8 protein-coding genes are annotated in these 9359 nt (G+C 44.8%); all 8 read right to left on the bottom strand.

The features are described from left to right. Positions 1 to 23: 23 nt before the first annotated feature. The 8 genes from AAEY78_RS11890 to AAEY78_RS11855 all read right to left on the bottom strand — a co-directional run bounded on the left by AAEY78_RS11890 (position 24) and on the right by AAEY78_RS11855 (position 9316). Positions 24 to 278 carry a hypothetical protein gene (locus tag AAEY78_RS11890; protein WP_352339557.1) on the bottom strand — a complete coding sequence of 85 codons (255 nt, stop codon included), beginning with the start codon at positions 276 to 278 and terminating at the stop codon, positions 24 to 26. After that, positions 271 to 549: a hypothetical protein gene (locus tag AAEY78_RS11885; RefSeq protein ID WP_352339556.1), complete on the bottom strand. Its 279-nt coding sequence runs from the start codon at positions 547 to 549 to the stop codon at positions 271 to 273. Before AAEY78_RS11885 ends, AAEY78_RS11890 begins: the two co-directional genes overlap by 8 nt. 237 nt (positions 550 to 786) lie before the next feature. Beyond that, a complete protein-coding gene (locus AAEY78_RS11880; protein WP_352339555.1) occupies positions 787 to 1032 on the bottom strand; it encodes a helix-turn-helix transcriptional regulator in 246 nt (81 codons plus the stop codon). A 189-nt stretch (positions 1033 to 1221) separates the two neighbouring features. Continuing rightward, on the bottom strand, positions 1222 to 2499 hold the full coding sequence (locus AAEY78_RS11875) for a tyrosine-type recombinase/integrase (RefSeq protein WP_352339554.1): 1278 nt from the start codon (positions 2497 to 2499) through the stop codon (positions 1222 to 1224). 964 nt (positions 2500 to 3463) lie between these two features. Next, positions 3464 to 4423, bottom strand: coding sequence for a replication initiation protein RepM (gene repM, locus AAEY78_RS11870; protein ID WP_352339553.1), 960 nt, complete (start codon positions 4421 to 4423; stop codon positions 3464 to 3466). A gap of 1047 nt (positions 4424 to 5470) precedes the next feature. Continuing rightward, positions 5471 to 8239 (bottom strand): hypothetical protein, encoded by a 2769-nt coding sequence (locus AAEY78_RS11865; protein ID WP_352339552.1) that lies wholly within the window; start codon positions 8237 to 8239, stop codon positions 5471 to 5473. After that, positions 8236 to 8844, bottom strand: a complete 609-nt coding sequence (locus tag AAEY78_RS11860; protein WP_352339551.1) for a hypothetical protein — start codon at positions 8842 to 8844, stop codon at positions 8236 to 8238. The genes AAEY78_RS11865 and AAEY78_RS11860 overlap by 4 nt, the downstream gene beginning before the upstream one ends. Next, the gene (locus AAEY78_RS11855; protein ID WP_352339550.1) at positions 8837 to 9316 is read right to left on the bottom strand and encodes a hypothetical protein; all 480 of its coding nucleotides are present in this window, start codon (positions 9314 to 9316) and stop codon (positions 8837 to 8839) included. Before AAEY78_RS11855 ends, AAEY78_RS11860 begins: the two co-directional genes overlap by 8 nt. Positions 9317 to 9359: the final 43 nt, after the last annotated feature.

Genomic DNA, 9359 nt, shown 5'->3' with positions numbered 1-9359 from the left:
CAGCCTGACGCTGTGACTTCTGTTTATTCTCCATCTTGTGCGCCCTCCTGTGGCTCTGTGGTCAACATACAACCTAATTCCTCGGTTATGCCCTCCAGCGACTTTGACGCAGCTCTGAGCGCAGTTATGACCGCATTGATAACGCCACCTGATACGGGGTTGTCTGTGGTGACTGCTTGCAATGCCATTGCTAGATGACTGGTATCAATATCGAGTAGCACTATCTGCTCATTGATACTTTCCAAGTGGTCGGCTGATACTGATATTTGATTACTCATTGATTGCTACCTCGTCTTGTGTGATTAGATTACCCATGATGTCCGCACTCATTTTGCTGGCGTGTTCGCTGTGTGCCAGTAGCGCGGAACGTATCGCCACAATCACGCCCTGACTTGCTGGGTCGGCTGTTTCGATGGTGTTCAGCGCATAGGCTAGATGCTCGCAATCATTCGATATATCTTGTATGTAGTCGTCCACATGGCACAGCGTATAACTATCGACTGCCACCAGTCGCGGCTCTAATACTTCCAATGGTTCGGTTATGCTCATAGTGCAATCTCTCTTTTATATGATTTGATTGTCGTTTCATCGAGCCAATATTCGTAGTAACGGCTATTCGGTACTCTCACGCTTAAGACGGTAAGTCCTGACGCTCTGAGTTCATACACACGCTGGGCTAGGGTATTAAAGCCGTAGGCTCTGATACAGCCCCATACCGTCAACTTTGCGCCTGTGAGTAACTGCTGCTTAACGACTTCCCTTTGTATAACAACCTTGCTCTTGCGCTTACTTTTCATGGCTCACCTCACTGTCTGAATGTTGCTGTTCAACCCATGCGATTAAATCGCTATTTTTGAATAGCAAGATACCGTTGATATTGGTCGGCTTCATAAACCTGTCTGACTTCCACCAGCGACGTAACGTTTGATGGTGAACACCGATAATATCGGCTGCATCTTTGATGCGCGTTTGCCCGTTTGGGTGTAGTCCTACGATAGCTGGCACGACTTCTGTAACCTGTAATGTCGTCATATTAATTACTCTTATGTAATGCCGTTGATTGGCGTTGATTGGAGTTATCAATTTATCGAGTAGCAAGAAAAATCGCCAACCTTATAGGGGTGCTCTGCTGTTATCTGTCGTTACAATAGGCAATAAAAAACCACCTGTTTAGGTGGCTGTGTATTGCTGTGTATGGCTTTGCGACTGTCAACCGTAAGACTAGCCTAGCTTCTTGACTTGCTGTTTGAAGTCTGCACGTATGACCGTCTTGCCAGCTTTGAGCGCATCTTGATAGTCCGCCCATTCTTGCATCATCTTGGTTCGTTCATCGACAAACTTCACACGATTATAAGCTGTGCCGTTATTGTCTTTGATAGCGTGACCACTTTGCATATCAGGTAGATACTTTTCATACTTTAGCTGCTCTTGTATCATCGTTATAGCACTTGCGCGGAAGCCGTGAGGAACATGCTTGCCAGCCCATGAGCCGTTATCTAGCTTGTTTAGTGTCGCGCTTAATCTCTGCTTGTTTATGTGCTGGGCTTTGTGAGTGCTGCTATAAAAAACATACTCATGCGAGCCTGTGCGCTGCTGCTGCTCTCTCAAAATTGCGACTGCTTGCTTAGGTAGCGGTATTATTAGACTGTCCACCATGTCACTGCGTCCTTGTCCTTTTTGCGGTGCAAGCGTCCATTGTGCTGCGTCAAAATCAATATCTGACCACTTCATAGCAGACATATCACCACTGCGCGTAAATAGCAGTGCGAGTAGCTGTAGCGCGGTTCTCTCGTTGCTATCGTCCAGCGCGTCAATATCGCGTAGCAGATTACCAAACTGGATAGGATTAGTAAGGGCTGGCTGGTGCTGGGTTACTTTCGTTGTCCGTATCTCAATGTCTTTTGCTGGGTTGGTGGTCATGAAGTCGCAACTACACGCATATTTGAAGATACGCTCGCATGTGTTTTTTAACCGTTTTCCTCTTTCGATATGCTTCTCTTGAACGCTGGCGCATAGTTCGGTCATCATTCGTGAGGTTATCTGATTGACTGGCATGTTCTTAAACTCTGCCGTTGCTATCGCAATATCACGCTTATACGACTTAATGGTACTCTCGGCTTTATCGCTTACTCGCAATGCTACCCAAGCCTGAGCCACATCAGCAAAACCACTATCAGCAATGACTTCTTGCGCTTTGAGTTCTTGCTCACGATGGGCGATAGGGTCGTGACCTTGTGACAGTACGCGCAGATTATCTAAGTGTGCTTGCTTGGCTTCTCTGAGCGTCATCACTGGATATTGACCTACTGTTATGTAGTGTCGGCTTTGAGTGCTGGGGTTGGTGTACCTGTGCCTGAATGTCGCTGTTGGTGTCTTGCCAGCAGGTCGCGGTCTAATTCTCAATTCTAGCCCCATGCTTCCATCAATGCGGAGCAATAGCTGCTTGCCTGACTTGCTGACTTCCTTAATCGCTTTATCCATTTGGGCGTGTGTCGTCATGGCTGATTATCCTGATTAGCGGTCATATTGAGCAATCATGTAAAAGACGATGATAGCGTGTGATTACTTGTGATAACGCATGATAACATGAAAATCATTCTGAGCAAGAACGTTTTATAATCTTTATAACCCTTTATTTATAACGTTTTTAGGTTATTTATTATTTGTTGGTAGCCAATTTGGTAGCCAGTCGCGCTAAATATTGGCTCAAAGATAAATCCAATGATGGATTAAAGACAAAGAGGATAATCTCAATTTGTGGGTATGCTAATGAGATGCGCTCAATCTTGAGATTAACCATAACTCGCGCGCGCGTAAAAGTCTGCTGGGGTCGCGCAAACTCGCGCAAAAGTCGCGCATATCTTAAGCGTTTGCCGTGCAATAAGTGTGCAAATAGTGTGCATTATTGGCTGTGATTGATTGCATGTTTTGTGCGTTTTATTGCGTCCTCACTGTTAAGGTGTCTAAATCTAGCCAATTTATAGCTGCGTTTTCATTGCGTTATTAGTGCGTTTTTGTGCGTCCTCACTGTTTAAGGGGTCTTATTTAATTCGAGCCATTGGCAATCATGCCAGCCTATAGCGCGTCTGTGGCTGCTCCTATGGTGCGATTATTGGCATCAAACGACACGGTATCAGCTCGCACTAATTCGCACTTTTATCTTGCTGGGTTAATGGTCGCGCACAAAAAAGCCACCTATGAGGATTATCGTAGGTGGCTGGCGTGATTGATATGTTAGTTATGATTAGGCTGCTTTTGCTTTTAGTCCCCCTGACTAAGGGCGTGATTGATATGTTAGTTATGATTAGGCTGCTTTTGCTTTTAGTCCCCCTGACTAAGGGCGAAGTAACGACTTAAAAACTTAATCTAGTCACTACGCTACTATCTTATTTTTTAAATCCTTATTCGTTGGGGCGTACCCCAAACCCCTAAAAACTACGTTATATCAATGTCGGTCGATGGGTTACGCCTTACTCTTTGTTGGCTTGTAACCTAACTTATTAAGGTGCTGGTGATACTTCTTTTGCTTCACTGGGTCGGCTAGATGGGTGGCTATCAGCGTGGCGTAGTCGTCAGTGCTTCCACCAATGGGGGCATCGTTGCCAAGTTCGGGCAGTCGTGCCAGCTTACTGCTGAATGTGGCTATTTGGCTATCTGTCATGTCATTAAACATATCAGGCGTGTCAGTATCTCGCGCTGGTTTCGCTTCCTTAGCTGCTGGCTTGGTGCTGGGCTTCTGCTTGAATGAGAAGGTAAAGCCAGTTACTTTGCGTCCAGTCTTATGCTGCTCATAGGCGGCTGTTATATCGGTATGGTCGTTTATTTGGCTGACAGCAAGGTCTAATACTCTAGTTTTAAAGTTACTCATAGTTTTATATTGATGGTCTTCTACGCCTAACCTCTTTCTTAAGTTGCCTATAGTAATTAATGGTGTTTTACCTACCATTCGCCACTGCATTAGCGCTTCAAAAACACGTAAAGCATAAACACTGTTTAGGTTTCTAATCTGTATAAGCTCATATTCGGTATATTCTCTACTAAGCCTAGTAATCAAAGGGATAATATCGTTACCAAACATAACTTCAACATACCCCTTGCCTTCGTTGTATGCTGCTCGCTGAACAAACCTTGAACTAATCTCTTGTGGGTCACCGTCTTCATCTTCACCTATCCAAACAAAATCACTTTCGTAAAGGCTTTTACAAGCTGACTTTAACGATTCATAAGCCATTGGTAAGGCACAACCAAAATGAGCTTGATACTCAATGGCTGTTATACGATGCAAACTACCCACCTTAGATAATTCACCCTGATTTCTAGCTTTAATTATTGCTAATACTATAAGGCGTTGAGCTACTAGATTAAGTGTGTAGCTGGCTTCAATAAGAACATTAGACTTGCTGACTAGCTCTTTGTCTTTCATATAATAGCTCTCGAGTTCATATCTTATAAAGATACCAATATAACCTATTTGTATTTATACATACAATGAGTATATAAACGTAGTCGAATGAGTATATAAACGTAGTTGAATGAGTATATAAACGTAGTTGAATGAGTATATAAACGTAGTCGAATGAGTATATAAACGTAGTCGAATGGGGGTTGTAAGCTATGACTGGTAAGGGCTGTAGAGGGCGTAAAAGCTCTTAAAAGCATTAAAAACATTAAAAACCTTTTTTGTTTATTTATATCTTTAATTTCAATCAAAGGAATAGGGTCGCTAAACGTAGTGGTATGGATTAAATATGGTATCACTCACGAAACAACCTAAGACAACTTAACGCAACCTAAAACAACTTAAGACAACCAAGTTTTATAAACTTATTCCGTCAAACAACTTAAGACAACCTAACGCAACTTAAGACAACTTAAAATTCTTATCCAAGTGGTTCAGCTTCGTTTTTTACTTGTTTTGTTTGATTGCAGGATAGGCTTACGCTGGCAAAATTATATATTTTGGATAGTGTTATTAAGTTTGTGATAGCGATAAATGGCAGTCATAGATAGTTCACATAGGCTATTTTATATCTAGGATTGTATGGCTTCGACTTGCCAGCAGACGAACCTTATCCTATCAATAATTGGTTATCGGAGCTGATTAATGGCCTAAATAATCCGATGGTAGGTTAAGTAGGTTAGATTTTTTACTGAACGCCTTTGTTTATAAGGGCTGTAGCTGAATGTGGTAGGTTAAGTAGGTTTAGTAGGTTAATTCCAGCTCTATAGCGTGTCACATAGAATGACATATATATATGCAAAACCTCTTGGAGTAAAAATAAACCTACTAAACCTACTTAACCTACTTTTTATAACATTATATTGTTTGCTATCAATAACTTATATGTTTTTGAAACGGTAGGTTTATTTTTCTTATACCTACCTTTTTTGCGTTGTACCTACTTTTTTTCGGATAAACATAATAAAGCCACTTATCGAGTAAGTGGCTTTTGTTGTGCTGATTGAGTAATTAGACTTTGACGACACGGTAATTATGGCCTTTACTATCTCCCTCCAGCCGCTCCAACTTCCAACCGTTGGCAACACTACCGCGACGTTTGGTTAATACATGCCCCACAGCCCTACCTGTTAATCTTTTACCGTTATTCATCTCGGTTAGTAGCTCATGCAATCCAGCGTCCATCACGCCCATTACAGGTATATGTAGTCTAGTTTCTGCATGGTCATAGAGTTGGCGAGCAGTGAACGATTGCTTCCCGTTCTCCCATTGTCGTATCTTGGTCAGTAGTTCGTTAAGCGCCTCATGTTCGGGGTCAATGCCAATAATTTCATCGACTGCCAGCTTTGGGTCAGTCAAGCCGCTAACATGCTGCGCTATCCATACGACGGGCTGACGCGCCACTGTGTCCCATTCCTCATAACTAGATAACTGCTGCTTTGCCGCCCCTCCAGCACTATGAAGATTGCTTTGCAAGTAACCACGAACCAATGTGAGGGCTGCCAGTGCCAGCTTAAAGCGGTTCTTGCGAATGTACTCGGCTGGTCGCAAGCCACCAATGGGGGATAGGTCGCGCTTTGCTTGCGTGGGGTTTTCCATACCCGTATCAAATCGGCACGTTAATACCCGTCGAGGTAGCTCGCCCACTAGAGATATATTATTACCCGTCAACAAAACCATAGCGCGGTTGGGTAACTCTATAAGCTCACTCTTACCTAGTGGACGGCCACCAAAGACACTAGAGGTTAGCATCGACGCAAACACACCACTGTTGAACGCCCCCATGATGTTATCCCAAACAATGAATTGCTGGCCTTGCATCAGCATAGCCAATAAGGTTTTTCTAGTTTCGTCCTCGTTTCTTTCGATACTTGGCGTGATGGTAGGCGTGTGACCACTTGCCAGCAATCCTATGCACTCACAAAAGTAAGTCTTGCCACTGCCTTGTTTGGGAGCGTCAAAGGCAAAGGCTGGCGCAATAGGTAGGCTTGGGCGCAGCAATGCCGTTATGACCGCAGACAGCGCCACACTTCGGCTTAAGTCGTCGGCAAAGTCGAATGTATTAAACGGCTTCATCAGCTCGTGATAAGCGGCCACAGCGTCGCCCGTGCTTACCTGCTCGGGTACAATCATGTTGTGTTCGGAGCAATCTAAGTACAGTCCTGTCTTTTTGTCATAGCCTTGTCTGCTGACTATGTGGTCGTCGGCTGTGATTACTGGCGCAGTGATTACCGCATTGAGCGGCTTCAACTCACGCCCACCTTGCATAGCAATAATATGCTTAATTACTTTAGATGGTGGGTCGATTAGCTTCTCATAAGCGCCTTGCTGGGGTGTCGTTCTTGACTGCCAATACTGAGCAATGCCGCCTAGCTCATGCTCCAGTAAATCCTCGTTGAATGGCTTAACGCGCCCATTTCTGACGCTGACCATTTGCATACCCATATCATAATATTCAGGTAGTACGCGCATCAGCTCTAAGGTTCTTTGGGTCGTGTCAAAGGTGCGTCCTGTCACATGCTCTATGCGTCTTGGCTGACGTACCAGCTTGTAAGTAGTACCCCCATGAGCGCGGCTTGTGAGTATTGGCCGTTGTCCGTATAGATAGAGTTTACCGCATGTCTTGTTACCATCGTAGCAAGGCTCTAACGGGTCTTTTGTGAGTGTGCCGTGATACTTGCTAGGGTCGTCTAGCACCTCACCGACGCTTACCCATTCTTCACTTGCGAGCTGGATTAGATACTCACCCGTTAAGATTGAAACGTTTAAGGCGCGGATTACATTGTCCTTTGCCGCCTCCAGTTGTTCGTCGGTTGGCTTATCAATGCCTTGCTTAGATAGGTTATCAACGGCTTTGTGGTGGCTAAATTCCGCCCTTACCCCCTCGGCTTCTTCTGAATATTCCGCTTTAGTTTTGGACTTGATAGCGGCCAGCTCCGCAAGCTCTTTGGCGCTTAATTCAGGCAATAGTACCTTACTGTCAAGATACGCCCCATCATGTGCTTGTGTTGCAACTTTGCGCTGTTCCAGTGGCGGCTTGCACTCTGAGCCTGACACAAAATCTAGGCGGCTGGCTTGAAAGACGCTTTGGTCAATCGGAGCGCGTTCAAGGTACGAACCTGCCTTACTGATTTCATAGTACCCCTGACCATTTAACCAAAGTCTGTCAAACAAGTTCTTGCCAGCTCGCGGTATGTCGCTGGCATCTTTGATGAAGATATAAAGACGCTGACCCGTTAGGCCGCTTAGTTGCTCATGGCCGTTGTAAATGTAGCTGCTGGCGCTGGGTCGCCATACGTGCGCGATACTATCCAGTGGAATAATATCGTTGATGGTCTTAATAAACTTATCTTGCGTCATGCGCTTGTCGTCGCAATCGAGCATCAGCACAGCGCCACCAGCGCCCCATGAGAAGTGCTTGTTTGTTCGCGTCAATGTGTTGTTAGGTTCGCCTTGCTGCTTATATTTACGCTCACTAAGAATATTAACTTGCGCGTCTGCTCCCTCATGCTGTCCCCATGTGATTGCTTGGTTGTGGTTCAAGCTGTCGATGAGGTTCGCAAGTTCATAGGCCGTGCTGACTGATTGGTTAAGCGCAGTCCCTTGCGTCATGTGCGCGGCTGTTATCATATCGAGCTTGCCAGCGTCGTTTATATATCGCTGTTTGGTTAAAGTTGTTATACTAGACACGATGCACAGACCTGCGCGGCTTGGCATTTCTTCGGTAGTAATAGTCCCTATGTTTTTAACATCAGGGGCTTTTTTATTATCATTTTTCATTGCTCACCTACCTTGCTATAACCAGTCATTGCTAAGGGCTTGTCGATAATATCTATCTGAACGCGCAATATCTCCTCCCAAGTATTAGCAGAGTCGTGCGCTAAACGTGCCATAGACTTAACGGCTTCCCCTCCTATCTTTTCATAGTGGATAAGCCCTAGTAGATGACCGATATCATGTAAGGCATTGGCTGCACCACAGATATCACCAGCAATGTGATTTAAATCATGCGACGACATAGTGACGACGACGTTATCATCAGCATCAGTAATATCTATCGTCTTGCGCTGGTTGATTGGGGTAGTGAATCTTCCGTTATACAGTGTTGCAACTGCATGTCGATTGGCTTCGGTATCTTGGAATAGCGACGGCTGATAGTCACCTGTTGCCTTGTCGCATGACGGCACAAAGTAACCTTTATCATCGTAGTAGAAGTAACTGCCATCATGAGTAAGTGCCAATAGGTCACGCTTGCCGCGTGGGTCGGCTGTCAGTACAAACGAAGTAAAGCTTAACGATGGGCATAGAACACTGTCACCAGCTTTAAATGTGGCTAGTGTAGGGGTGTTTTGAGTGTTTGAGTTGGTACGGATTGACTTAGGCATGGTAGCCTCCTGAATGATTTGTTTGTGTGGGGTGGTTCTTAAAAAAGGGTATAAACAGGACTACAACAACCGCATTCAGGCGGCGGAACTTATTTCCCCAAAGGGGTGTTTTATTAGGTTCACTCGTCCCGTCATAACTTACGTCACTGTGTCCAGCGCCATAGGTATAACGATTAATACTTGTTACGTTTTTATCTGTGCCCGTGGTAACTTGCTGGTTGTTAATCAGGTAAGTTTTAGGCACAAAAATAGCCAAAGATTGACGACTTGGCTTTGCCGCTGAATGTTTTGTTGTGCGAACATCATAACGACTGTTGGTATCACTGGCAAGATAATTAGTGACTGCTTGCACTTGCTGGCATGATGCAATCTCTACCACCCCTATCATCACAATAGCGAACAGTGGCGCAGCAACTAAGTCACTCATGCTCGACTTGCCAGCCTGACGCTGTGACTTCTGTTTATTCTCCATCTTGTGCGCCCTCCTGTGGCTCTGTGGTCAACATACAACCTAA

The organism is Psychrobacter sp. 16-MNA-CIBAN-0192, assembly GCF_040309565.1.
Lineage (GTDB): Bacteria > Pseudomonadota > Gammaproteobacteria > Pseudomonadales > Moraxellaceae > Psychrobacter.
The sequence above is the reverse complement of the archived record's forward strand: the minus strand, read 5'-3'. Positions and strand labels throughout refer to the sequence as shown.

What these genes read in the sequence shown, in the direction of transcription:
- AAEY78_RS11890 (WP_352339557.1), bottom strand. Translation starts at nt 278, where the DNA reads ATGAGTAATCAAATATCAGTATCAGCCGACCACTTGGAAAGTATCAAT.
- AAEY78_RS11885 (WP_352339556.1), bottom strand. Translation starts at nt 549, where the DNA reads ATGAGCATAACCGAACCATTGGAAGTATTAGAGCCGCGACTGGTGGCA.
- AAEY78_RS11880 (WP_352339555.1), bottom strand. Translation starts at nt 1,032, where the DNA reads ATGACGACATTACAGGTTACAGAAGTCGTGCCAGCTATCGTAGGACTA.
- AAEY78_RS11875 (WP_352339554.1), bottom strand. Translation starts at nt 2,499, where the DNA reads ATGACGACACACGCCCAAATGGATAAAGCGATTAAGGAAGTCAGCAAG.
- repM (WP_352339553.1), bottom strand. Translation starts at nt 4,423, where the DNA reads ATGAAAGACAAAGAGCTAGTCAGCAAGTCTAATGTTCTTATTGAAGCC.
- AAEY78_RS11865 (WP_352339552.1), bottom strand. Translation starts at nt 8,239, where the DNA reads ATGAAAAATGATAATAAAAAAGCCCCTGATGTTAAAAACATAGGGACT.
- AAEY78_RS11860 (WP_352339551.1), bottom strand. Translation starts at nt 8,844, where the DNA reads ATGCCTAAGTCAATCCGTACCAACTCAAACACTCAAAACACCCCTACA.
- AAEY78_RS11855 (WP_352339550.1), bottom strand. Translation starts at nt 9,316, where the DNA reads ATGGAGAATAAACAGAAGTCACAGCGTCAGGCTGGCAAGTCGAGCATG.